This is a genomic window from Rhodoferax lithotrophicus, assembly GCF_019973615.1.
Lineage (GTDB): Bacteria > Pseudomonadota > Gammaproteobacteria > Burkholderiales > Burkholderiaceae_C > Rhodoferax > Rhodoferax lithotrophicus.
The window spans coordinates 115794-139128 of sequence record NZ_AP024238.1 but is presented as its reverse complement, the minus strand read 5'-3'; the positions used below and the strand labels follow the sequence as shown (position 1 = coordinate 139128).

The 23335-nt window shown below is 57.8% G+C and carries 22 protein-coding genes and 1 pseudogene; 12 read left to right on the top strand and 11 right to left on the bottom strand.

What is annotated here, in order from left to right; translation table 11 throughout:
* Nucleotides 1-90: 90 nt before the first annotated feature.
* From LDN84_RS00630 to LDN84_RS00610, 5 genes are all read left to right on the top strand, one after another.
* Nucleotides 91-447, top strand: a complete 357-nt coding sequence (locus LDN84_RS00630) for a hypothetical protein (RefSeq protein WP_223906640.1) — start codon at nt 91-93, stop codon at nt 445-447.
* 28 nt (nt 448-475) lie between these two features.
* Complete coding sequence (locus tag LDN84_RS00625; RefSeq protein ID WP_223906637.1) at nt 476-862, top strand: hypothetical protein; 387 nt, start codon at nt 476-478, stop codon at nt 860-862.
* 153 nt (nt 863-1015) lie between these two features.
* Nucleotides 1016-1321 (top strand): hypothetical protein, encoded by a 306-nt coding sequence (locus tag LDN84_RS00620; protein WP_223906634.1) that lies wholly within the window; start codon nt 1016-1018, stop codon nt 1319-1321.
* A gap of 17 nt (nt 1322-1338) precedes the next feature.
* A complete protein-coding gene (locus tag LDN84_RS00615; protein WP_223906631.1) occupies nt 1339-2601 on the top strand; it encodes a ferredoxin reductase family protein in 1263 nt (420 codons plus the stop codon).
* Nucleotides 2598-2957: a cytochrome b5 domain-containing protein gene (locus LDN84_RS00610; RefSeq protein ID WP_223906627.1), complete on the top strand. Its 360-nt coding sequence runs from the start codon at nt 2598-2600 to the stop codon at nt 2955-2957. The genes LDN84_RS00615 and LDN84_RS00610 overlap by 4 nt, the downstream gene beginning before the upstream one ends.
* Here LDN84_RS00610 and LDN84_RS00605 read toward each other — a convergent pair.
* Both LDN84_RS00605 and LDN84_RS00600 read right to left on the bottom strand, forming a co-directional pair.
* Entirely contained in the window at nt 2951-6760 is a 3810-nt protein-coding gene (locus LDN84_RS00605) for a sensor domain-containing protein (RefSeq protein ID WP_223906624.1), read from the bottom strand. The two genes, LDN84_RS00610 and LDN84_RS00605, sit on opposite strands and share 7 nt — an antisense overlap.
* Nucleotides 6761-6986: 226 nt before the next feature.
* On the bottom strand, nt 6987-7253 hold the full coding sequence (locus LDN84_RS00600) for a hypothetical protein (protein ID WP_223906620.1): 267 nt from the start codon (nt 7251-7253) through the stop codon (nt 6987-6989).
* Between the two features lie 283 nt (nt 7254-7536).
* Here LDN84_RS00600 and LDN84_RS00595 point away from each other — a divergent pair, with 283 nt between their 5' ends.
* The 3 genes from LDN84_RS00595 to LDN84_RS00585 all read left to right on the top strand — a co-directional run bounded on the left by LDN84_RS00595 (nt 7537) and on the right by LDN84_RS00585 (nt 11188).
* Nucleotides 7537-8514, top strand: a complete 978-nt coding sequence (locus LDN84_RS00595; RefSeq protein WP_223906617.1) for a TAXI family TRAP transporter solute-binding subunit — start codon at nt 7537-7539, stop codon at nt 8512-8514.
* A 144-nt stretch (nt 8515-8658) separates the two neighbouring features.
* Nucleotides 8659-10794, top strand: a complete 2136-nt coding sequence (locus LDN84_RS00590) for a TRAP transporter permease (protein ID WP_223906613.1) — start codon at nt 8659-8661, stop codon at nt 10792-10794.
* A 4-nt stretch (nt 10795-10798) separates the two neighbouring features.
* Nucleotides 10799-11188, top strand: a complete 390-nt coding sequence (locus tag LDN84_RS00585) for a DUF1850 domain-containing protein (protein ID WP_223906609.1) — start codon at nt 10799-10801, stop codon at nt 11186-11188.
* A 43-nt stretch (nt 11189-11231) separates the two neighbouring features.
* On the opposite strand, the gene speD is transcribed toward LDN84_RS00585, so the two are convergent.
* The 4 genes from speD to bufA1 are packed head-to-tail and all read right to left on the bottom strand — an operon-like array spanning nt 11232 to nt 15839.
* Complete coding sequence (speD, locus tag LDN84_RS00580; protein WP_223906605.1) at nt 11232-11612, bottom strand: adenosylmethionine decarboxylase; 381 nt, start codon at nt 11610-11612, stop codon at nt 11232-11234.
* A 6-nt stretch (nt 11613-11618) separates the two neighbouring features.
* Nucleotides 11619-13790, bottom strand: a complete 2172-nt coding sequence (locus tag LDN84_RS00575) for a putative bifunctional diguanylate cyclase/phosphodiesterase (RefSeq protein ID WP_223906602.1) — start codon at nt 13788-13790, stop codon at nt 11619-11621.
* Complete coding sequence (locus LDN84_RS00570; protein ID WP_223906599.1) at nt 13765-15564, bottom strand: MbnB/TglH/ChrH family RiPP precursor modification enzyme; 1800 nt, start codon at nt 15562-15564, stop codon at nt 13765-13767. The genes LDN84_RS00575 and LDN84_RS00570 overlap by 26 nt, the downstream gene beginning before the upstream one ends.
* Complete coding sequence (gene bufA1 / locus LDN84_RS00565) at nt 15564-15839, bottom strand: BufA1 family periplasmic bufferin-type metallophore (protein WP_223906596.1); 276 nt, start codon at nt 15837-15839, stop codon at nt 15564-15566. The genes LDN84_RS00570 and bufA1 overlap by 1 nt, the downstream gene beginning before the upstream one ends.
* Nucleotides 15840-16008: 169 nt before the next feature.
* Here bufA1 and LDN84_RS00560 point away from each other — a divergent pair, with 169 nt between their 5' ends.
* The 3 genes and pseudogenes from LDN84_RS00560 to rbp all read left to right on the top strand — a co-directional run.
* Nucleotides 16009-16593: a sigma-70 family RNA polymerase sigma factor gene (locus LDN84_RS00560; protein WP_223906594.1), complete on the top strand. Its 585-nt coding sequence runs from the start codon at nt 16009-16011 to the stop codon at nt 16591-16593.
* Nucleotides 16590-16829, top strand: a complete 240-nt coding sequence (locus LDN84_RS00555; protein ID WP_223906591.1) for a zf-HC2 domain-containing protein — start codon at nt 16590-16592, stop codon at nt 16827-16829. Before LDN84_RS00560 ends, LDN84_RS00555 begins: the two co-directional genes overlap by 4 nt.
* A gap of 200 nt (nt 16830-17029) precedes the next feature.
* Nucleotides 17030-17431, top strand: a pseudogene (gene rbp, locus LDN84_RS00550) (RNA-binding regulator); the annotation flags it as partial.
* Nucleotides 17432-17521: 90 nt separating this feature from the next.
* Here the strand turns inward: rbp and LDN84_RS00545 are convergent.
* From LDN84_RS00545 to LDN84_RS00530, 4 genes are read right to left on the bottom strand one after another with little or no spacing between them, the layout of a single operon-like run.
* Entirely contained in the window at nt 17522-18304 is a 783-nt protein-coding gene (locus LDN84_RS00545; RefSeq protein WP_223906584.1) for an SDR family oxidoreductase, read from the bottom strand.
* Nucleotides 18305-18315: 11 nt separating this feature from the next.
* Nucleotides 18316-18921 (bottom strand): LPS export ABC transporter periplasmic protein LptC, encoded by a 606-nt coding sequence (gene lptC / locus LDN84_RS00540; protein WP_223913270.1) that lies wholly within the window; start codon nt 18919-18921, stop codon nt 18316-18318.
* Between the two features lie 5 nt (nt 18922-18926).
* Nucleotides 18927-19472 (bottom strand): KdsC family phosphatase, encoded by a 546-nt coding sequence (locus LDN84_RS00535; protein WP_223906581.1) that lies wholly within the window; start codon nt 19470-19472, stop codon nt 18927-18929.
* Nucleotides 19472-20473: a KpsF/GutQ family sugar-phosphate isomerase gene (locus LDN84_RS00530; protein WP_223906577.1), complete on the bottom strand. Its 1002-nt coding sequence runs from the start codon at nt 20471-20473 to the stop codon at nt 19472-19474. Before LDN84_RS00530 ends, LDN84_RS00535 begins: the two co-directional genes overlap by 1 nt.
* Nucleotides 20474-20530: 57 nt before the next feature.
* On the opposite strand from LDN84_RS00530, the gene LDN84_RS00525 reads away from it, so the two are divergent.
* Nucleotides 20531-22522, top strand: coding sequence for a monovalent cation:proton antiporter-2 (CPA2) family protein (locus tag LDN84_RS00525; RefSeq protein ID WP_223906574.1), 1992 nt, complete (start codon nt 20531-20533; stop codon nt 22520-22522).
* Between the two features lie 120 nt (nt 22523-22642).
* Here LDN84_RS00525 and LDN84_RS00520 read toward each other — a convergent pair whose 3' ends face one another.
* Complete coding sequence (locus LDN84_RS00520; protein WP_223906570.1) at nt 22643-23332, bottom strand: hypothetical protein; 690 nt, start codon at nt 23330-23332, stop codon at nt 22643-22645.
* Nucleotides 23333-23335: the final 3 nt, after the last annotated feature.

Here is a 23335-nt window from a genome sequence, read left to right as displayed (position 1 = left end):
TTTTGGCGACAAACCGATACACCGTGCACCAGCGCAGACATACTGTTGCGACAGGCGCACCGCACCATACACCTACCGAAAGCCAACACCATGAACACCCGACCTCTCCTCTTTTCGCTGCTGATGGTTTCCTTGTCTGGTGTCGGGGCACAAGCCTTGGCGCAAGACATCAAGGCCTTGCCGAGCCGCCCATTGAACTTGTCGGTGCAGCCGCCCAGCGCACACAGCCAAGCTGCGCCAGCCGTGTTGAACCCGCAGGAGAAGGTGGCTGACGAGGCTGTGCCGGTTGAGCCTGGTGCGCAATTGCCTTATGGCAGTGGGTTTGAAACCCGCCAACAAGCTCGTACAGGGGGCGGCAATACCGGGGGCAATGGGGCATCAGGCGGCAATGGAGGATCGGGTGGTTCAGGTGGTGGCGGTCGGGGCGGCGCAGGTCGCGGACGCTAAGGTTTTTTAACTTTTCAGGAGTGTCATCATGAAATCATCACAAGTATTTGGGGCTGTTGCAGCCCTGGTTTTGGCTTTGAGTACAGCGGTGTACGCCAAGGGGCCCGCAGGCGGGCTAGGCCATGCGGGGGGGATGAGTGCCGGGGCCCAATCTGGGTCGGCCGGATCAGCTGGATCAGCCGGATCGGCAGGTTCAGCCAGCGCGGGCGCGGGTCAAGCCACGCGTGATCAAAGCCAGGCTCGCACCTCCGCACAGACGCAAGACAAGATCCGTGCTCGCCTGCACACCATGGACGCAGACGGGACACCTGCCTCCGGCACAGGGACGACTGCCGGGGCTGGAGCCCAACGCGGCATTCATACGCCGGGAACAGGCCTGACAACCACGAACAGCCCAGCGGTTGTGGCGGAGTAGGGCTTATCTTTTCCGCATAGGTGCCAGGGGCCGTTGGTGCCCCTGGTGCTTGTTGACCCAACATGTTTTGCATCCAGTTGATGCAGTCGTAGTTCCTGGCGAATCGTTTGCAGCACAATTACCAAGGCCTCTGACTGTTGACGAAAGGTGTGTATGAAAGCGAAATCTGCACGGTGCTGGATGATGGTGTGGTTGCTGGTGGCAAGCACCACAGCCTTGGCGCGCGGCCCATTACGCGCCAGCGAAGGTAATACCAGCGGCTGGCATCTCATGTCAGCGCAAGAGCGCATTGATCATCAGTCGAAAATCCGCAGCTTCAAGACCCTTGAAGCCTGCCGGGCCTACCAGGCTGAGCACCACCAGCTGATGCTGGCACGTGCCCAGTCGCAAGGACAGCCTTTGCGTCTGAACCACCGCGATTTCTGCGCCCATTTGTCGGCGGACAAGGCGCGCCCATAACACCCGGCAAGACGACCATGACAGCCTTTCGTTTGCTGCGCACCCAACCGATTTACCTGATCACGGTGGTGCTGGTGGGCACACTGGTGGGTTGGGCTTTTCCGCAGGATCTCGGCTTCTGGCGCAGCATGGCCATCGTGACCGGATGGATCGGCTCTGGCCTGCTGCTAGCCAGCCTGTTGCTCATGATCCGTGAGCCCTGGCTGGCCGCCAGACTGGGCGGCCTGGAGCCGATGTACCTCTGGCATCACCGCTTGGGCATCGGGGCGTACCTGTTTTTGCTGCTGCATCCGCTGGCCCTGGCAGCTGATGCGTGGCAGGAGTCTGCTGTGCAGGCCTGGTCAGCCCTGGACCCCTGGCAGCAAGGCTGGCCGGTGTGGTTGGGCTGGGGCTCGCTGGTGGGCATGATGGCGGGTTTGATGGTGTCGCTCTCTCCCAGGCTGACTTATGCCACCTGGCGCAAGTTGCACCATGTGCTGACACTCTCGGTGCTGCTGGGGGGCGCCCATCTGGTGCTTTTGGGTTTGGAGGCACCGCTCATCCTGGCCCCGCTGCTGGCCGTATTTTTCTTGCTGTGGCGTTTGTTACGCGCCGACTATGGGCTGGCAGCCCACCCCTATGTGGTCAACCAGGTGACACGCCAGACACCAGACCTGATCGAAGTGTCGTTGCGACCACTGGCCCGGTCTATCACCGCGCAGCCGGGGCAGTTTGTGGTGGTGGCGTTTTTCAGGGGCCCCGGTTTTCAGGGCTGTGGTGAATACCACCCCTATACCCTGAGTGCCATCACTCCGGACGGCCATGTGTCGCTGGGCATCAAGGCGCTGGGTGATTGCACGCGGCATATTCAGTCTGTCCCACCCGGTACGGCGGTGCGGGTGCAGGGGCCCTTTGGTGAATTCATGCGCGCCAGCGTGGATGGCCCGAGCCTGTGGCTGGCCGGAGGTATTGGCATCACGCCCTTTCTGGCCAGGTTGCGCAGCGGCCCATTGACCCAGGTGGTGCGGCTGATCTACCTGTACCGCAACCAGGCCGACGCGGCCTACCTGCACGAACTGGGTGAACTGGCCACCCATCAGCCCCAGCTCAGCCTGCAACTGGTGGCGAGTGGTGACGGCCTGCCTGATCTGCCCACCCTGTTGCCCAGCACCGAAGACTTGAGCCGCTGCCACTGTTACCTGTGTGGCCCGGTTGGTCTGATCAACGCGGCGGTGGCCGTGTTGCGCCAGCGTGGTGTGCCCGCGCCAAACATTCACTTTGAACGGTTTGACTTTCGATGATGCGCAAACTCTTTTTCATCGGGACAGGTCTTTTCTGGCTGGCGCTGATCACGCTGGCGCTGGTGGCCTGGCTGACACCGCCAGCACCCCAGCAGCCCATGCCGGAAAAGCCCCAAGGCATTGCACTGGCCGAAGTAGCCCGCCATGCCAGCGCCGAAGATTGCTGGATGGCCATCCAGGGCACGGTGTACGACCTGACCGCCTACCTGCCCGAGCACCCGACCAAACCCAGCGTCATCCTGCCCTGGTGCGGCCAGGAAGCCACCGTGGCCTACCAAACCAAAGCCAAGGGCCGAGCCCATTCGCCCAGGGCCGACCAGGCGCTGGCCAACTATGCCATTGGGGTGCTTCAATGAGGATGTCGGCCACCTGCTTGCCACTTGGCTTCCTTCTCCCAGGCCTGTGACCATTCGAAAAAATGGGCTGATGGCATCGGACGAGCAATGCCGTAACCTTGTGCCAAATGACACCCCATGCGCAGCAGTTCACTGGCGTGGGCCATGGTCTCAACGCCCTCGGCAATGATGTGTCGCTTGAAGGTTTCACCCAGACGGATCACGCTCTCCACAATGCCCCGGTCATCTGTATCGTCCAGCATACCGAGAACAAAACTCTGGTCAATTTTCAGGGTGTCAATGGGTAACTTGCGCAGGTAAGTCAAAGACGAATAACCTGTGCCAAAGTCGTCCAGAGCAAAGTGAACACCCAACTCACGGCAACGACTCAGGATGCTGACCGCAAGCTCCATATCCGCAATGGCGGCGGTTTCCAACACCTCCAGTTCGAAACAATAGGATGGAAAATCTGCCTGCCCCGCAAGTGCTTTGGCAAGTTGGGCTTGAAAGCCCGGCTGCAGCAAATGGTGCGCACTGATATTGGCGCTGACACACAGTTTCATTCCCATGCGGTGCCAGACGGCAGCTTGTGCCAAGGCGGTCTGAATGACCCATTCGCCCAGCGGGGTTTCCAGATCACTGCCATAGATGTGTGGCAAAAATTCGGCAGGAGAAATCAGACCTTTGACAGGGCATCGCCATCGAATCAAAGCCTCTGCACCCACCACCGCACCTGAGATCAGATCAACTTTGGGTTGGTAAAAAAGCTCAAATTCATCGTTAAGAAATGCTTGACGCAACACCTGCAGATACTGGCGGTGTGCTTGCGCTTTACGGTCATTTTCCGGGTCAAACAGCCGGTAGCGGTTTTTTCCAGCCTCTTTGGCCTGGTACATGGCCTGGTCGGCATGGCGCAGCAAGGTGTCTGGATCTGCTTGATCGTCCGGGTACAGGCTCACACCCACGCTCCCGGTCACCGCCAGGCTGATGCCGTTGACGGTGACCGGGCTCCTCACGGCTTGTAGCAGCCGCTCCAGAATCTGCACACATTCCTCAGGTGAAGCAATTTCAGATAACAGCAATACAAATTCGTCCCCACCCAAACGAGCCAGCGTGTCGTCTGCGCGCAGCACGCGTTGAAGCTGATCGTTGACAGCTACCAGCAGTTGATCCCCAACCTGGGTGCCGTACAGGTCGTTGATGGCTTTGAATCCGTCAATGTCTAGAAAACACACGGCCAGCGAGCGACCGGTACGAGTTGCCCTGTGGATGGCCAGTTCAAACCGGTCTTTCAGAAGCCGGCGATTGGGTGAACCGGTCAAAGGGTCGTAATGCGCGACCCGATCCAACTCTTCTTCATGGGCTTTGAACTTGCTGATATCTGAAAACACCCCGACGTAATGCTGTATGCCACCTTGAGCCTGGCGCACAGCGGTGATGGACAGCAGCGCTGCATAAAGCTCTCCATTTTTCCGCCGATCCCAAATCTCGCCACTCCAAAAGCTTTCCGATTTGATCGTGTCCCACATTTGCCTGTAGAACCTGGCATCGTGCTTGCCGGATGACAACATTTGTGGTGTCTGGCCTACGGCCTCTTCCGCCGTGTAGCCCGTTATCCGAGTAAACGCCGGATTCACTTTGGTGATCCGCAATTCTGGGCTCACCACCATGATGCCTTCATAACTGCTGGTGAACACCGTTGCGGCTTCGCGCAGTGCCAACTCGGAATTTTTGCGCTCTGTGATATCGGTATGGGTGCCCGACATCATCAGGGGCTGGCCGTGTTCATCCCAGGTGACGATGCGCCCACGTGAGAATATCCATCGCCAGCCTCCGTGCTTGGTACGCAGGCGAATCTCCATCTCCGAGCTGGCTGATTTACCCTCGATATGTTGTGCAATCGACTCCATCACAAGACCATAGTCATCCGGGTGGATGTGCTCCGCCCAGTGTTCCATGGCCACATTCATTTCGCCAGGCGTGTAGCCCAGCATTTCCTCTTCGCGTGCACTGACATGAAATGCACAGGTTTGAACGTTCAGGTCCCAGTAACCCTGGTCACTACCTTCGATGAAACGTGCTAACTGCTGTTCGCGTTCTTGCAACGCCAAGTGCATCACTTTTTGCTCGGTGATGTCACTTAACATCCCTGCCATACGCAACGGTTTTCCTGAAGAATCACGGCTGACCACCTTCCCTTTGACGCGCAGCCAGACGGGTTTGTTACCGGCTGTTGCCAGGCGGTACTCAAACGCAATACCTGGCGACAGACCACTGCGGTGAGCTTGAATGTTTTGAAAGACATGCGCCCAGTCCTGCGGGTGAACCGTCCGCTTGAAAAAGTCAAAGTCATGGGTGTCGTCTTCGGGCGGGATACCGATCAGTTCGTGATAACGAGGTGATCGGTACACCGCACCGGTGGACAAATCCCAGTCCCATAAGCCGTCGCTGGTTGCATCAAGGGCCAATTGAAGACGCTGCTCGTGCAGTTTCAGTTTGGCGGCAATCTGCTTGCGCTCGGTAATGTCCTGAACAGTGCCACGCAACGCAATCACTTGGCCGTCTGCGTCGATGATCGGATTACACCGCGTGTTGATCCAGATGGCCGTGCCGTCACCCGTGATGGCAGGTAATTCCAGGTTGTAGCCAACACCCGATTTGATCGCCAGCTGCACGGCTTCATTAAGTACATGCCAAGTAGCTGGTGAATACAAGGTACCACATTGGTCGTTGAACTGGGGAATTTGCTGAAGCCCTACTATTTTCAATAATTCATCAGATACAACCACCTCGTCGCGTGTGACATCCCAGTACCAACTACCCATGTGGGCTACATGCTGCGCTTCGGCCAACTCCAGTTCTTTGGCCGCCTGCGCGAATTCAGCGACTTTGCGTTGTGTGATGTTGGTGTGCGAGATCACCACACCTCCGCAGGTAACACCACCCAGTGCCGTCACATGCATCAAAAACCAACGCTGCTCATGTGATGAATGACAAGGGTATTCGAGGCTGAAGCTAGGAGTTCGACCTTCGAGCACGGCCTGTATCCCGTTCAGTGCTTCTGTTGTTTCGTTGGAGTCCGCCTCACAGTTTGCCCGGCAGACTTCCAGATAGTTGGCACCCAAGTCCACATGGTGCGGCAAGTCACCTGAGCTCAACCGGTTGGTCGCGGCAAAACGCTGCCACGGCTCGTTCACCGCCAAAATGGTGCCGTCTTTTGAGATGACCACAATTTCGGCTTCAACCGAGTTCAATACGGCTTGTGTGAAATCATGTTTCTCCCGCAGCACCTCTGCGACACGCATGGCCTCTGCCGTTTCGTTTTGTGCAAAGCGCAGCATAGGGCGCTCAGGCAAATCCGAGAATGTGCAAACCACTTGAAGCATGCTGCCGTCAGCGTTGAACTGCGGTGCAGCATTCACCAGCAACCAGACCCGATCCTTGGACTTGGGACGGTACACCCCCATCACGACATTTCTGACAGGCTTACCAGTTGCAATGGCCTGAGGAACCGGGTGGTTTGGACCAGGAAACGGTGAACCGTTTGGGTGAATAACATTCCAGTCCGGATCAAGCGAGGATTTCCCAAGAAGCTGATCTTCGCTCAGGCCCAACAGCTCCAGTGCCTTGGGATTACTCATCACAATTTCAGAGTTTGAAAGCTGGATCAGAATCCCGATCTGAAGGTCTGTCACCAACCTTTGGTAACGTGCCTCATGGGAATGAAGCTGCGCCATCTGCTCTTTCAATTTGGCTTCAGCTGACGGTGCAGAAGGTCTGTCACCGTTTTGGGAGGTTGCAAAGGTGGCGCTGAAGTTCTTCATGGGTAAGCCAGAAATGGCAGTCGAGCCACAACTATCGTCAATAGTTGTTTATTAATAATGAGTACATTTTTTAATTAAATGTACTGGTTTTAATTAGTCCCTGCAGGATGGTTATGTCTGAAATTTATGGTATGTTTTGCACCATCATGACCTTGTCCGCGCAGTCATGTCTGAATAAAGCTGATCCCGTCATCTGCAAATCACAACAACGCATGCCAGGTTGTTTTCATTTATGAGGAACCGTTGCTCCAGGCATCTGGGCCGCAGAAGGCGGGAAATTCCTGATATTGACGGAGTCGGCTGAATCGTTCAAGGGGAATAAGCCCCAGCTCACACCGTCCACCCCGAATATTCCATTGGAGCGCTTGAATAAAGCGGGCATGTTGTCCATGGCATCGGCTGCACATGGATTTGCAGCAGTGCAAAGTGTGAAATTCAGCATGACGCGGTGCAATACGGCCATAAAGTCACACAAAAATTTGTGTTTCTTCATCATGGCATTGTGAATTTTTCTTTTGTTTTCAATCAGTTAGAGAATGTCTTTGTGTGCTTTCTGGTGGATACCAAGTGTGCAAGGGGTATATTCAGGAGGCCTCTTTTTTTCAGCGCTCGCCTCAAGGGGGTGGGCGCTGTCGCAAGAGATGCACCCAGGTCTTTCCAGCGGCTGATGGCAAGGATGTGCGGACAACACGCGCAAGCCCACGGCATACTGTCTTGCGGGCATTGGAAATTGGTGCGCTGGCTGGACTATTTATATCTATTTGATGGAGACAAACATGACTTTGAAACTAACAACTTCCACACGTCGCCAGGCCTTGCTGGGCCTGGCCGGTATGGCCAGCCTGGTGATGACCCCGGTGGCGCAGGCCCAACAGGTGTTCATCAATGTGCTCACCGGTGGGCAAAGCGGCATTTATTACCCGCTGGGGGTGGCCTTGAGCCAGGCTTACGGCAAGGTCTTGCCTGCGGCCAAAATTTCCGTGCAGGCCACCAAGGCATCGGCTGAAAACCTGAACCTGTTGCAACAGGGCAAGGGCGAAGTGGCCTTTGCGCTGGGCGATTCGGTCTCGGATGCCTGGAAGGGTGACGTGGAAGCCGGCTTCAAAGCACCGCTGACCAAATTACGTGCAATGGCGGGCCTGTATTCCAATTACATCCAGATCATTGCCAATGCAGAGTCCGGTATCAAGACGATTGCCGATTTGAAAGGCAAACGCATTTCGGTGGGCGCACCCAAGTCTGGCACCGAACTCAATGCCCGTGCCATTTTGAAAGCGGCAGGCCTGAGCTACAAAGACTTTGCCAAGGTCGAGTACCTGGGTTTTGGTGAGTCGGTGGAGCTGATGAAGAACCGCCAGTTGGACGTGACGCTGCAATCCGTGGGGCTGGGGGCCGCGTCGATCCGTGATCTGGCCATCTCCATCAACATCGTGGTGGTCTCGGTGCCAGCCGATGTGGTAGCCAAGGTGGGTGATCCGGCCTACCAGGCGGCCAGCATTCCGGCAGACACCTACAAAGGTCAGACGGTCGCCATACCGACTGTAGCCATCAAGAACATTTTGGTCACCCACGAAGGGGTGCCCACCGACACGGTCTACGCCATGACCAAGTCGATGTTTGACAACCTGGACGGCCTGGTGGCGGCGCACACGGCGGCCAAAGGCATCGTCAAGAAAGATGCCGCAGTGGGCATGCCCATTCCTTTGCACCCCGGGGCTGAAAAATACTACCGTGAAGCCGGGCTGCTGAAGTAATCGACGCAGAGAACAAAGTTCCTCGTTGCCCGTCTCCATGTGGGGTGGCTCAGGCTGCGACGCTGCTTGTCGCGGTGTGAGCCATGCCGGTGTGGGATGCGCCCTGGACAACATTAAAAAATCTAGAGACCATGAGGATTGACCATGAGCCAACCCCACCCCACCCCCCAACAGCCTGCAGATGCCATTGATCTGGATATCTTGCTGGATCACAAAGCGCACGCAGGGGACGAACCTGAATTTGAGGAACACGGTAAAAAGCGATCTTTAAGCGGTTTCTCAGCCCGTTTGCTGATGCTGTTTGCGTTGCTGTTTTCGAGTTTTCAGTTGGTCATAGCGGCCGACCTGGTGGCGCTTTCAAGCCTGCCGATTCGTGCCATCCACATCAGTTTTTTGATCTTGCTGACGTTTATCCTCTACCCGGGGTTCAAGAAAAGCAGTCTGTCTTCGGTGGCCTGGTACGACTGGTTGCTGGGTCTGGGTGGGTTTGCCATAGGCTTCTACCATCTGATTTTTGAGGCCGAGGTGATCCAGAACAGCGGCGACCCCAGCAGCACCGAGATTGTGCTGGGCACGCTGATGATTGTGCTGGTGTTTGAAGGCACACGCCGGGTCATGGGGCTGGCGCTGCCCATCGTGTGTGGCCTGTTTCTGGCCTATGGCTTGTTGGGCCAATACCTGCCGGGTGACTTGGGCCATCGCGGCTACGATTTCAGTGCCATCGTCAATCAGCTCTTTTTGGGCACGGACGGCATTTACGGCACACCCACACTGGTGTCGGCCACCTACATCTTTCTGTTCATCTTGTTTGGCTCGTTTCTGGAGCATGCCGGCATGATTCGCTTGTTCAACGCCATTGCCTTGGGTTTTGTCGGCCACGCCAAGGGCGGCCCGGCCAAGGTGGCGGTGTTGTCGTCGGGTTTCATGGGCATGATTTCGGGCTCGGGTGTCGCCAATGTGTTGACGGTGGGGCAGTTCACCATTCCCCTGATGAAGCGTTTTGGCTACACGCCGGTGTTCGCCGGGGCGGTGGAGGCCACTGCCTCCATGGGGGGGCAGATCATGCCGCCGGTGATGGGTGCGGTGGCCTTCATCATGGCCGAAACGCTGAATTTGCCGTATGCCGAAATTGTCAAGGCGGCCATCATCCCGGCGCTGTTGTATTACTTCACGGCCTTCACCATGGTGCACCTGGAGGCGGGCCGCGCCAAGCTCATGGGCTTGCCCAAAGAGCAGTGTCCCAACCCGTGGAAACACATGCGCGAGAACTGGTACCTGATGGTGCCGCTGGCAGTGCTGGTGTTCATGCTGTTCCATGGTTTCACGCCCAAGTTTGCCGGCATGATGGGCCTGTGTATGACCGCGCTGCTGATCCTGGGTGCGGCCCTGGCGGCACGCATTCATTCCACCGCTTTCCGCTATGTGATGTGGTTCGGGCTGGGTCTGGGCGCTTCCACGTTCCTGAAGTGGGGTATTCAACCGGTGCTGGCGGTGATTGCCGCTCTGGTGCTGGCGTGCCTGTACATCAAAGGTGGCAAAAAAACCCTGCATTCGCTGCGTGATGGCTTGACCGACGGGGCCAAGCAGGCCGTGCCGGTGGGGCTGGCTTGCGGGATTGTCGGGGTGATCATTGGTGTGCTGTCGCTCACCGGTGCGGCCACCAGCTTTGCCGGGGTGGTGCTCAAGGTGGGTGACACCAGCGTGTTTTTGTCGCTGCTGTTGACCATGCTGGTGTGTCTGGTGCTGGGCATGGGGATTCCAACCATTCCCAACTACATCATCACCAGCTCGATTGCCGCACCGGCTTTGCTCAAGCTCGGTGTGCCACTGCTGGTGTCGCACATGTTTGTGTTTTATTTCGGCATCATGGCGGATTTGACCCCGCCGGTGGCACTGGCGGCGTTTGCGGCGGCCTCCATCGCCAAGGCCTCGCCGATGAAGATTGGCTTCAAGGCGACCCAGATTGCGATTGCCGGATTTGTCATCCCCTTCATGGCGGTGTACGACAACGCCTTGATGCTGCAAGGTAACTGGACCTTTTTGGCTGTGGCCTATGTGGTGTTCAAGTGCTTGTTGGCGATTGTGTTGTGGGGTGGCGTGGTGGTGGGCCATCTGCATGCCAATCTGAGCACGGCACAGCGGGTTTGGTGTGCGGTGACGGCAGGCATGTTGGTGTCAGCCTTGCAGCTCACCGACGAGATTGGTTTTGCCATGGCTGCGGTGTTGCTGGTGTGGTGTGTCTGGCGTGCCCGCCAGGGGGCCATGGCCACGGTGAGCTGAGCACATGGCTGTGCTGGCCGCGCTTTGTTTGCTGGCGGGCAGCCTCCAGGTGGAGCTGCCGGTGGATCGCTTCACCTTGCGCTGGCAGCATTCGATTGAAAAAATCGACTGGGAAGAAGATTACCGGGTTGCGGGCGATTGGCTCTACCTGAGCAGCGCCCGGGTTCGTGGCAGCGGTGCAGGCATGGAGCCGCCGCCGGGCTCTTTTTACCAGCAAGGTGTGTGGCATTACCGCCCCGCGCCGGACATGCGCTGGACGCGCCGCTTGTTGCTCACCCGCTCAGAATTTGCCCGCGACTATGACCTGTGTATGGGCGGTGTGTGCCAGCAGCTGTCGCACTGGATACCCCTCTCAACAGGTACGACAACTGCTGCGCCCTGTCCATCGCGCTGAAGACGCGGCCGATGGGCTGGAGAGGCCGTCAAGCTTGCACCACTCACCCCATCAGTTCGCCGCGTTGCAGTCGGGCATGGCTGACCTGTGCTGGCTCAAACAGTGCGCACAGCGTGTCCATCAGAGCCTGAGCCTTGGTCGAGTGGTCACCACCAAAGTTGCACACATACACGTCCAACGTCACTGCGCCTTGCTCGGGCCAAGTGTGGATACACAGGTGTGATTCGGCCAGCAACACGGTGGCGGTGACACCACCGGGGCCGTGTGTGGTGGCTGGGAAAGTGTGAAAAAGCTGCGCCACCGCCTGCAGTCCAACGCTGCTGACGGCTTGCAGGCAGCGCTGGCCGAGCCGGTCGGCATCACACAGCCAGGCCGGCTCGCAGGTGCAGCCGTGTAAATCAGCGGTCAGGTGCAGGCCTTGCATGGTGTTTCAGGTGGGTTGAGGCGCGTGTGCATCTGGCCCAGCGGGGGCTGAAGTGCTCAGGCCATCCAGCCAGGCTTGCAAGGCGACACCGTGCAGTGGGCGGCTGCCCAGGTAGCCTTGCATCACGTCACAGCCCAGGCGCTGCAACACGGCGCGTTCGGCCTCGGTTTCAATGCCTTCGGCGGTGACCAGCAAATCCATGCCATGGCCCATTTCAATCATGGTTTTGACCAGCCGCTGGGTGCCGGGTAAATCCTCGATGTGGGTGACAAAACTGCGGTCAATCTTGAGCTCGGTCACCGGCAACTGTTGCAGGTAGGCCAAGGAGGAGTAGCCCGTGCCAAAGTCATCAATCGAGAGTTGCACGCCCAGACTGCGCAGGCGGTGCAGCAGCGCAATGCTGGCGTGGGTGTCTTGCATCAAACCGCTTTCGACAATCTCCAGGCGCAGGTGGTGCGGCGCAATGCCGTGTTGCTGCAGCAGGTGCAGAACACGTTGGCAAAACGTCGGGTCTTGCAGGTCGCGGGTGCTGACGTTGACACTCAGGCTCAGCTCGGGGTGCTGATGCTGCCATGCGGCCAGGGTGTGCATGGCTTGGGACAGCATCCAGTCGGTGACTTGGGTGATGGCCCCGGTTTGCTCGGCAAAAGGCACAAATTCGGCGGGTGACACAAAACCGCGTGTTGGATGTTGCCAGCGCACCAGCGCTTCGGCCCCCACGGCCTGGCCGGTGTGTAAGGAGAACTTGGGCTGCAGCCACATTTGCAGCTGGGATGTGCTCACCGCCACGCGCAGGTCGGACAGCAGGCCGAGGTGGCTCAGGCGTGCGGCTTCTTGCGCCGGGTTGTACCAAACCAGGGTTTGTGCCGCTTGTTTGGCGGCGTTCAGGGCCACTTCGGCATTGCGCAGCAGCGTGATCACATCCAGCGGGGCGTTCAGCGGGGAGTCGGCCACCCCAAACGCCAGGCTCAGGTCGACGCTGTGGCCTTGGTATGGCAAGGGCTGGGCTGTGGCGTGCAGCAATTGTTGGTGCAGGGCCTGCACGCTGTCGCGCGTTTCGGCTCGCAGCACCACGGCAAACAAGCCGCCCGACAGGTGGGCGAGCAGGGTACTGGCCGCAGGGGCGGCGGTTTTGACCACCTGTGCGGCTTGTTCGGCCAGGGTTTTGATCAAGCTGTCACCGATGGCGAAACCCAGGGTTTCATTGACGGTTTTCAGGCGCGCCAGGTCGAGCAGCATCAACGTGTTACCCGCCTGGGTGCTTTGGCACTGTGCGCAGTGCTTGAGCAGGTAGGTGCGGTTGGGCAAATCGGTCAGGGGGTCGCGAAACGCCAGGCGTTCAATTTCTTGCTCGCGTTGGGCAATCGCCTGCGTCATGGAGGACATGGCCTGGCTGACCCGGTCGACCTCTTCGATGCTGGCGGTGACCAAGGGGGCTGCGTAATCACCGGCGGCAATGCGCCGTGCGGTTGTTTCAAGTTGCCGCATGGGGCTGACCACACTTTGGGTGGTGCGCCAGGCCAGCGCGGCGGCCATGATCACCGCCAGCAGGGAGAGCAGCGCCAGCCAGAGGGTGATTTGCAACAGACGTTGGTGGCTGGATGCGACCTGGTTTTCCATGCGTTCGCGCTCACGGTTGACCAGTTGGTTGGAGAGTTGAAGCAAATGGGCCAAGGCGGGTTGCACTTGGTTGGTGTAGGCCTGCATGGCGGCACTGGCATCGTCAGCTTCAATTTGATCCACCGTGGCCAAAAAAGCCTGGTGGTACACCGCGCGCGCCTGTTCAAGCTGCACCAGGGTTTGCTCTTGTTGCGCGTCCCCCAACAGGCCTTGCAGCGATGTCACGATGCCGTCAATGCGGCGGTTGCGTTCGTCGACATCGGCGTACACCGGCACACGGTCGGCGCGGGGGGCGTTCATCAGGCGCAGCAACGCCGTGCCCGCCCCTTCGGTGGTGAGCGCCAGCACTTGCACCCGCAGCAGGCGCTGCATGTCCTGCGTGGCAAAGCGCTCGGTCAGGTCGGTGATGTGGTGCAACTGCCAACTGACCAGGGACAGGGTCAGCAACATCAAGCCCACCAGTGAGCCAAACCCCAGCGCCAGCCGCATGGACAAGCGCCTGGGCCATCGCGCGATGGGTGTGGCAGGCTGGTCAGCAGGTCGGGACAGTGGGGTCATGGTCGGCAATGGTATAGCGGTCAACCGGGTTCACCTGATTCAATTCTGTCACCCCCAGCAACAAACCGCCTTGCACGGCCTGCGCCAGCCAGGTGTCGATGCGCCACGGGTCTGCTGCGTCGACCGACGCTGGCAGTCCATCAAGGGCCTGGCCCAGGCTGTGGCCGCACAGCAGGGCGCGCAAGAACTGTTGTTCCTGTCGGCCGATGGCTTGCACCCTGGGCCGCAGCCCGGCGCGCCAAACCAGCGCGGTTTCGGCGCTGGGTGGGTTCAAGCGCTGGTGCAATTGGCCAAAGCTGACCCCGTGATCGACATGGGCGGCCCACAGGCTGGCGACCGGCCAATCGCTGCAAATCAGGGCGCAACCGGGCGACAGTTGCAGCCGCAGCTTGCTGGCCTCATGGCTGGCCAGCAAGGCAAAGCTGGTGGCCTCAGCGACACCGTCTGGTGCGCTGGCGGCCTGGTGCAGCGCCCATTCCAGACGCGCCAAATCACCCAGGTAAGGGGTGTCTTGCAGTTGCGCACTGTCATGGACAAACGGCCCGAGTTGCCCGCCCCATTGCGCGATATCGCCGCGTTCAGGTGGCTGGGCGTGCCAGAAGGCGCGGGACAAGGCGGCAAAGCTGTCGTCTCCCAAGACCTGAGCCAGCACCGGGTAGGCCGCCAGCAGTGCCCGCTGGGCCAGGACATGGGCGTTGGATTGATAAACTTTTAGGCCTCTAGCCCTTGATGTATAAGCGTAAGATGCTATATTTTGAATAGCATCATCGGGTGGCCAATCGAACAGGGTGGCCAGCAGCGCTTGTTGTTGGTCGGCAAGCTGTTGCATGTGCAGCTCGGCCCGTTGTGGTGGGGGAAAGGCCATGGGCGGTGGCAACTTCTGGGCGGCTTGCTGGAAACTGCGGGCGCACGCCGCTTCATCCAGCAGCACGTCCAGCCCGGGTACATCGGTATCCCATTCAATCAAGCTGGGTACTGTGCCAAAACGTGCCACGGCGTGTTGATAAAGTTGCCAGACCGCAGGGCAGACCCGGCTGCCGTGGTCGTCGATCACGATTTCATGCGCCAAGGGTTCGCCCGCTGACGGGCGCACGTGGCAGTGGCCTGCCAAATGGATTTCACCCACATGCTGAGGGGCAATGGCATCCAGCCAACTCAGGCAGGACTGCAGCGGATCGGCGCATTCACCACGAATCTGGGCATTGCGGGCATTCACGTAAATGTTGTTCACATCGATCAGCAGGGTGCAGCCGGTACGCTGGGCCAGCGTGGATAAAAATTCGGGCTCGCTCAAGGGTGGCTGATCGGCGGGTGTTTTCCACTGCACGTAGGCCGAGAGGTTTTCCACCATGAAGCGGCGCTGCAGTCGGTCTTGCACTTGTTGCACGTTGGCGCACAGCACGTTCAGTGCTTGCGGGCTGAAGGGAATCGGCAACAGATCAGCCGCGTGGATGGTGCGTGTGCCCTGCGGGCTGGGCCACTGGCCACGGGCAAAACTGGCATGGTCGCTGACGCGCACCGGGTCGATGCGCTCGACCAGTTGCGCCAACTGTTCCAGATGCCATGAGTCGAGTCCGACGCTGGAGCCCAGGGACAGGCCAACACCATGCAGGCTGATGGCGTAATCGGCACGCGCTCGTGTCAGCACTGCCAGCGCCGCCCCGCCCTGGGCAAAGAAGTTTTCCGAATGAACTTCCAGAAAATCCAGCGCGGGCTGGCGCACCAGCAGTTCCAAATAATGCGGTTGCCGCCAGCCGATGCCGACGTTGCTCATCAGACTTTCTTCATGCCGGCTTTGACTTCATCCAGGGTCAGGCCTTTCATCTCTTTGCAGGTGCCTTTGGCCACGTATTTCCATTCGCCCTTGTCCATGTCTACCTTGGACTGACCGGCGCAGGAATGCACACCGGTCACGCTGGCGCAATCGTTTTGACCGGCTTTGGCAATGCCAAAGCATTTTTCTTTTTCGGCGGCGGCGGCCTGGCCCGTGAGCAAAGCCAAGGACATCAGGCTGGCGGCGCTGCTGGCGCAAAGGGTACGACGGTTCATTTGAAAACTCCTGGGTGGTAAAGGTGACGAGATAAAACACTTCAACCATGTCTGCAGTGTGATGTTGAGAAAACCACCGACTGGTTATGATTTGGTACGACTTGAGTGCAAATTCTTACAGGTTGGGCAATCATTTTTTTGAACTTTATATCCTCATGTGCCATACCTTATGACCGTTTCGCCGGAAGTCCCCTTTGAACAACAGCTTGTCAGCCACCGGGCGGGCTTGTTGCGGTTTGCCCGGCTGCAACTGCGCAATCAGGCATGGGCTGAAGATGCGGTGTCTGAAACTTTGCTGGTCGCCCTGTCCAAGCCGCAGGCTTTTCAGAGCCGCTCCCAGCTCAAAACCTGGCTGGTGGGCATTCTCAAACACAAGGTGATTGACATGTTGCGCTTGCATGGGCGCGAGATCAGTAACAGCGCGAGTGACGACGATAACGTTGACATGCTGGATCTGGTCGGTTTCAAGCCCGATGGTCACTTTGCCGAAATGCCGGCCGATTGGGGCAACCCCGAGCAGGATCTGAACAACCAGCAATTCATGAAAATCATGGATGCCTGCGTGGAAAAACTGCCTGCTGCCCAGGGGCGCCTGTTTCTGATGCGTGAATGGCTGGAACTATCGGTTGAGGAAATTTGTAAGGAATTAAACCTGACCGCGACCAACTTGTATGTTCAATTACACCGGGCCCGATTGCGCTTGCGCGAATGCCTGGGACTCAACTGGTTTACCCAAACCCAAAGACCGTCATGATTCCGTTGAGGCGCACCTGCAAAGAAGTCACTGCTCTGGTCATTGCGCGTGAAGATCAGACCTTGCCTTTCCGTGAGCGCCTAGCGCTACGTCTGCACATGGCCATCTGCGCAGCTTGCCCCAAATTCGAGCGCCAGGTGCTGACTATGCGCAACGCCATGCATCAATGGCGCAACTATCAAGAGCCACCCAACAAGCCGGAATTGGCAGCCCAAAAAACCACCTCATCTTCATGAGAAGTACTACAGATTTCTGTCGTTGAAAAAATAAGTATGTAAAAACAAAAACTTGACGTATCATGCGCCACGCATTGTTTAGGAAAACTGTGCGTGGTTTGCGGTGAATGTCAGTCTCACGTCTGCTCTAAGTCTTCTCAGGTTTGGTTGTTGCGGTTTTGGACTCCATCGCGTTTTGAGTTATTTTGAGGAGTCCTTTCATGGGCAACAAACTTTACGTAGGCAACCTGCCTTATTCTTTCCGTGACGAAGATCTGCAACAAGCTTTTCAAGCACACGGCTCCGTCACCAGCGCCAAAGTCATGATGGAACGTGACACTGGCCGCTCAAAAGGTTTCGGCTTTGTCGAAATGGGCGATGATGCACAAGCTCAAACTGCTATTGCTGCCATGAATGGTCAGCAATTTGGTGGCCGTGGTCTCGTTGTGAACGAAGCCCGTCCGATGGAACCCCGTCCTCCCCGTTCAGGTGGCGGCTTTGGCGGTGGTGGTGGTGGCGGCTACGGTGGTGGCGCTGGCGGCGGCCGTTCAGGTGGCGGCGGTTATGGCGGTGGTGCTGGCGGTGGCCGTTCAGGTGGCGGCGGTGGTTACGGCGGTGGCCGTAGCAGCTACTAAGCTGAATCAAAGCTCTGTCAAGCGAAGGCTTGACAACTCAAAAGGGTCCTTCGGGGCCCTTTTTGTTTGGTGGAGTCATTAACGGGCACCATCTGTTTGGCGTGGCTTGCGCGGCCGCCCGGCTAATAACTTGTCAAACCAAGCGTTGGGCAAAACACGCAACAACTTGGCGACAACCCCCATTTGCCACGGAATCACGCGGTAGCTTTCAGCTGCATCAATGGCTTGCACAGCTTCCACGGCAAATGCTTCCGGCTGCATCAAAAACGGCATGCGATAGCGGTTGTTCTGGGTCAGCGGCGTGGCAATATAGCCAGGGCAAATCGTGACCACCTTGACCCCGCTGGCGCGCAATTCGCCTCGCAAGCTTTCGCAATAACTGATGACTGCCGCTTTGCTGGCACAGTAAGCCCCATGGCCTGGCAGACCACGAATACCTGCCACGCTGCCAATACCCACCAGCGTGCCGGAGCCACGCACAGTCATGGGGTTGATGAAGGGACCAAATGTGGCAGCCACCCCCATCACATTGGTGGCCAAAATGCGCGCCATGACATCCAGGTCTGCGCGTACCGATGAATCTACCCCGAGGCTGATACCGGCGTTGGCAATTACCACATCAGGCACACCCTGACGTGTCAGGCAGTTCTGCGCCATCGTAGCCATGCTGTTGATATCCGTCACATCAGCACTGTAAATTTCATAGCTATTGACGCTTATTCCATGAGCATCAAGGTAGGATTTGATCATATCCCCGCGGCGCGCGACCAAAGCCAGCCGATACGCTCTGCGGGCGTAACACAAGGCCATGGCCTGGCCCATGCCGCTGGAGGCTCCCGTGATCAAAACCAGGGGTTTCATAGACATCAAGTTCAGTGGGTGTTGCCCGGAACAAGCTTCCCGCGAACACGTCCGCGCAGCAGCATGACGCGCTCCAGGTTGTCAAAGTCCATACTGTCGGCTGTAAAGCGATCTTTGCCGCGTGTCAACTCCACAGGTTTGTGAGATTTGACTTGCTCGGTGTTCATGAATGCGTGCAAAAATTCGCCGTTGAATGTCAGGCTGGGTTGGGCTTGGCCTTGGTCATCGGTCACCGCAGCACGTATCACCTGCGCATTGCCGATCAGTTGGACCTCGGATGCATCGCCATTGGTGATGGCTTTATTGGCCGTGGCGGTGGTCAGGCGACCCTGCTCATTGAATGAGCGAATACGAACCTGGTCAATCTCTAGTGTGTCGGTATCGGGAAAGTGCCGGGCCTCACCACCACGAACATCACTTTTGAGCTGCCCATTGGCGGTATAGGTTTTGACGGCAAACTTGCGCATGAAATAGTCGGGCTCGTGTACAGCGGCTGCAGTTGGCTCAGGCCCGCTACGCTCGGGCGTACTGCGCACCAGCCAGTAAGTGGCCATGGCCAGCACCCCCATCAGCAGCACAGGCAGGTACAGCGCCAACCGATCCCACAGGGTTCGCACTGCACTCACGCCAAGGCCTCTTGCAGCAATTGGGCATAGCGCCCGCTGGCAACCAGCAACAGATCACACAATTCGCGCACGGCACCGGCACCACCGGCCAAACGGGTGATGTGATGCACCCTTGCCAGTACATCGGCTTGCGCGTTGGCTGGTGCACAAGCCAATGCACAGCGTGCCAGCACGGGTAAATCGGGCCAATCGTCACCCATGGCAGCAGCCTGTGACCAATCCAGCCCCAGCGTGTGAAGTGTGGCTTCGGCTGCGGGGCGCTTGTCTTCGGTGCCGAAATGGGCGTGCTCAATGCCCAGGGCTGATAAACGCAGCCGCAAGGGCCTGGAGTCACGCCCGGTGATCACAACGGGTGTGATGCCGACGCGTTGCAGCAGCTTGAGCCCATGACCATCGAGCGTGTTGAAGCGTTTGAGGGTTTCACCGTGCTCTGAGAAATACAGGCCGCCATCAGTCAGCACACCGTCCACATCGAAAAACGCCACGCGAATGCCCTGTGCCTTGAGGAGCAGTTCGGGGGGAAAGTTCAAAACGGGTGGCATCAGATCACCTTGGCACGCATCAAGTCGTTGCTATTGAGTGCACCACACAGCACGCCTGCTTGATCGACGACCAATACGCTGGTGATGCAGCGTTGCTCCATCAATTCAGCGGCATCCACCGCAAGTGCATCACGGGGAATGGTGCTGGGATTGGCGTGCATGACTTGCTCGGCGGTACAACTGCGCAAGTCGGCACCCTTTTCAATCAGACGGCGTAAATCACCATCGGTAAAAATGCCTTGCACCACACCTGCTGCATCCACCACTGCGGCAGCCCCCAAGCCCTTGGCACTCATCTCGCGCATCAGTTCACTGAAACTGGCTTGCAAGCTTACGCGGGGTACATGGTCACCGCTGCGCATGATGTCACTGACCAAGGTCAGCAGTTTTCGCCCCAGTGATCCGCCTGGATGTGAGCGGGCAAAGTCTTCGACTTTGAAGCCACGTGCATCCAGCAAAGCCACCGCCAACGCATCACCCAGGGCCAGTTGCGCTGTGGTGCTGGCGGTCGGGGCCAGGTTAAGTGGACAGGCTTCTTTTTCAACACCACTGTGAAGAAAAACATCGGCATACCGTGCCAGGGTCGATTCCGGGTTGCCGGTCATGGCCACCAGGGGGGCACCCAGGCGTTTGATCATCGGCAGGATGGCCGTGAGCTCATCCGATTCACCACTGTTGGAAATGGCCAGCACCACATCCATGGGTTTGATCATGCCCAGGTCTCCGTGACTGGCTTCGGCCGGATGAACAAACATGGCAGCCGTGCCGGTAGAGGCCAGCGTGGCCACAATTTTCCGGCCAATATGACCGCTTTTCCCCATTCCCATCACGACGACCCGGCCTTGAACCGCCAACATCAGACCGACCACCTTTACAAACGCAGCTCCAAGATGGCGTTTGAGACCCAGTACCGCAGCGGCTTCAATATCCAGTGTGTCAAGTGCCAAAGAGAGGGCACGATCAGCATCAAAGGCTGGCTCTTGAGGGGTCTGAAATTTCATGTTGGCATTCTATCGGGCAGGTCTTAAGTGATGGGCCGGAATTGGTAGCATCAGGGGGTGACTCCACTTGACCTAACCTTGTTGTACCTTTTGGCTGCCGTGCTGGGTGTGGTGGCCTGTCGTTACCTGAAACTGCCTCCCATGCTGGGTTACTTGGCGGTGGGTGTGGTGATTGGTCCAAACGCCCTGGCCGTCGCCAAAAACGCCGAAGGGGTACGCCATCTCGGCGAGTTTGGCGTGGTGTTCCTGATGTTTGTGATTGGGCTGGAATTTAATCTGCCCAAGTTGCGCAGCATGCGCAGCCATGTGTTTGGTCTGGGGCTTTTTCAGGTGGCACTGACCATGCTGGTTACCACCGCCGCCAGTATGGCGTTTGCCCATGTGGCCCCGGCAAAATGGGGTATGGACTGGCGAACCGCGTTGGCCTTGTCCAGCGCCATGGCCATGAGCAGTACGGCGATTGTGGTCAAACTCATGAGTGAACGGCTGGAACTGGAGTCCGAATATGGCAAGCGCATCATGGGTGTGCTGTTGTTTCAGGATTTGGCAGTAGTGCCGCTGCTGGTGATGATCCCTGCGCTGAGCGCAACACCCGAGCACATGGCGGAAACCCTGGTTTGGGCGCTGATCAAAGCCGTGGCCTTGATTACGGTCCTGTTGGTCGGAGGACCGCGTGTCATGCGCTGGTGGCTCACGCTGGTGGCGCGGCGAAAGAGTGAGGAGCTGTTTGTCCTGAACTTGCTATTGGTCACGTTGGGTCTGGCCTGGCTGACGGAGCTGGCGGGTCTGAGCTTGGCACTGGGTGCCTTTATTGCTGGCATGCTGATCTCCGAAACCCAATACAAGCACCAGGTGGAAACCGACATCCGACCATTTCACGATGTGTTGCTGGGTCTGTTTTTCATCAGCATCGGCATGATGCTGGATTGGCGCTTGGTGCTGGAGCGCTGGCCATTGGTGCTGCTGCTGGTGACCTTGCCTGTGTTGTACAAAGCTGTGGTGGTAACTTTGCTGACGCGTGTTTTGGGGTCCACTATGGGTGTGGCTTTGCGTACCGGGCTTTATCTGGCACAGGCGGGGGAATTTGGTTTTGTGTTGTTGACACTGGCACAGGCCAACCGGCTGGTGCCCCCTGAATTACTCAACCCGATTTTGGCCGCCATGGTGTTGTCGATGCTGGCCACCCCGTTTATCGTGATGTACAGCGGTACATTAGTGATGCGTTTGGTCAGTAATGAGTGGTTGATGGAGTCGGTGCAAATGACCAGTATTGCTCGCAAGTCCATCAAAACCAACAAACATGTCATCATTTGCGGCTATGGTCGTTGTGGACAGAATTTGGCGCGGATGCTTGATAAAGAGAGTATTCCCTACATGGCGCTGGATCTGGATCCTGATCGTGTGCGCCAAGCTGCTGCTGCAGGTGACTCCGTGGTATTTGGTGACGCAGCCCGTTTGCAGGCTTTGATGGCTGCAGGCCTGGCCCGCGCCAGCGCGGTGGTCGTCACTTATCTTGAAACCCACAGTGCCATGAAAGTGCTGTCGCATATTCATGAGCATGCACCCCAAGTGCCGGTTGTGGTAAGAACCCAGGATGATCATGACCTTGAGGCTTTGCGTCATGCGGGCGCTACAGAGGTGGTGCCCGAAGCCATCGAGGGCTCACTTATGCTGGCCAGTCATGCACTGGCTTTGGTCGGTGTTCCGATGCGCAGAGTGATTCGCATTGTCCAAGAGCAACGGGATGCCCGTTACAAATTGCTGCGTGGTTTTTTCCGTGGTGCCGATGATGGCTCGATGGATGAGCTGAACCAAGAGCGCTTAAGTTCGTTGAGCTTGACACCCGGTGCACGCGCCGTTGGTCACACGGTTGCCGACTTGGCGCTATCGAACCTAGAAGTTCGGCTGGTAAGCTTGCGGCGCAATTCCGGGCAGGTGATGGTTTTGTCGGATGAGCTGGAGCTGATGAATGGCGATGCGCTGGTCCTGGCTGGTCAAGCTGCCAAACTTGAACTCGCCGAGCTACGCCTGCTTAAGGGCCCTTTTTGATAGCGTACCTATTTCTGGACAAATTCAAAATCAACTGGATGCTTGAACTGCCAGGTCCGGCAGGCTTCTAGTTCATCCATGAAACGATGGCGGTGATCCATGACTGGATGGGGCGGGCCTCTAAAGGCCGCCAAACTGGGTGCGGCTTAATGGCGAGCCTGCATCCTCGGTTTCCAGCAATTGCGTGTCTTCATAGCCGGTCAAGGGTTGAGGCTGGTTGGCTGGTTTGGGGGCAAAAACTGTCGGAGGTCTAAGGGCTGTGCCTGCTGCAACGGCTTGATGAAAAGCCAGTACTTCGTCTTGACTAATCGGTTCAAAAGCCGGTTTTGCAGAGGAAGTTTCTTTGTGAACAAGGTGTGAGGCGGATGCTGGAACCTGCGCTTTAGGTTCATGTGGGGTGGTGTCAACTTTGTGCGTGACACGCCAATACACGGCCTTGATCTGTAGATCGTGCTGTTGGGCTGCGGTGGCAGCAATCAAACGTTCCACATCCATGAATTGACTGCTGGGGAGATCGCTGGCATCAAGCAAGTCCACCATGATCAAAAATTGACGGCCACGCACGTCCAGAGACAACACTTTGAATTTGTACCTGGAGGCCAATACCTCACTACGCAGCATGACATCACGCACCACCGCGTACAGATGCTCCCGGCGTTCTTGACGTTGGGTTTTTAAATCATCCTCTACGGGGGGCAACGTCTGGCGAACCGGTGCCCCCTGGGCTGGAGGCACCGTTAACCCGTCCGGAGGCAAGACTGAACTTTGAGGTGCAGCCGGTTTGGTCTTCAGCCAATCAAAAAGCGCCACGAT

Coding starts and splice junctions, on each gene's coding strand:
- LDN84_RS00535 (WP_223906581.1), bottom strand. CDS start 19,472: ATGCCACCCGTTTTGAACTTTCCCCCCGAACTGCTCCTCAAGGCACAG.
- LDN84_RS00600 (WP_223906620.1), bottom strand. CDS start 7,253: ATGAAGAAACACAAATTTTTGTGTGACTTTATGGCCGTATTGCACCGC.
- LDN84_RS00595 (WP_223906617.1), top strand. CDS start 7,537: ATGACTTTGAAACTAACAACTTCCACACGTCGCCAGGCCTTGCTGGGC.
- bufA1 (WP_223906596.1), bottom strand. CDS start 15,839: ATGAACCGTCGTACCCTTTGCGCCAGCAGCGCCGCCAGCCTGATGTCC.
- LDN84_RS00590 (WP_223906613.1), top strand. CDS start 8,659: ATGAGCCAACCCCACCCCACCCCCCAACAGCCTGCAGATGCCATTGAT.
- LDN84_RS00610 (WP_223906627.1), top strand. CDS start 2,598: ATGATGCGCAAACTCTTTTTCATCGGGACAGGTCTTTTCTGGCTGGCG.
- LDN84_RS00615 (WP_223906631.1), top strand. CDS start 1,339: ATGACAGCCTTTCGTTTGCTGCGCACCCAACCGATTTACCTGATCACG.
- LDN84_RS00585 (WP_223906609.1), top strand. CDS start 10,799: ATGGCTGTGCTGGCCGCGCTTTGTTTGCTGGCGGGCAGCCTCCAGGTG.
- LDN84_RS00530 (WP_223906577.1), bottom strand. CDS start 20,473: ATGAAATTTCAGACCCCTCAAGAGCCAGCCTTTGATGCTGATCGTGCC.
- LDN84_RS00630 (WP_223906640.1), top strand. CDS start 91: ATGAACACCCGACCTCTCCTCTTTTCGCTGCTGATGGTTTCCTTGTCT.
- speD (WP_223906605.1), bottom strand. CDS start 11,612: ATGCAAGGCCTGCACCTGACCGCTGATTTACACGGCTGCACCTGCGAG.
- LDN84_RS00560 (WP_223906594.1), top strand. CDS start 16,009: ATGACCGTTTCGCCGGAAGTCCCCTTTGAACAACAGCTTGTCAGCCAC.
- LDN84_RS00620 (WP_223906634.1), top strand. CDS start 1,016: ATGAAAGCGAAATCTGCACGGTGCTGGATGATGGTGTGGTTGCTGGTG.
- LDN84_RS00555 (WP_223906591.1), top strand. CDS start 16,590: ATGATTCCGTTGAGGCGCACCTGCAAAGAAGTCACTGCTCTGGTCATT.
- LDN84_RS00625 (WP_223906637.1), top strand. CDS start 476: ATGAAATCATCACAAGTATTTGGGGCTGTTGCAGCCCTGGTTTTGGCT.
- LDN84_RS00545 (WP_223906584.1), bottom strand. CDS start 18,304: ATGAAACCCCTGGTTTTGATCACGGGAGCCTCCAGCGGCATGGGCCAG.
- LDN84_RS00570 (WP_223906599.1), bottom strand. CDS start 15,564: ATGAGCAACGTCGGCATCGGCTGGCGGCAACCGCATTATTTGGAACTG.
- LDN84_RS00605 (WP_223906624.1), bottom strand. CDS start 6,760: ATGAAGAACTTCAGCGCCACCTTTGCAACCTCCCAAAACGGTGACAGA.
- LDN84_RS00575 (WP_223906602.1), bottom strand. CDS start 13,790: ATGACCCCACTGTCCCGACCTGCTGACCAGCCTGCCACACCCATCGCG.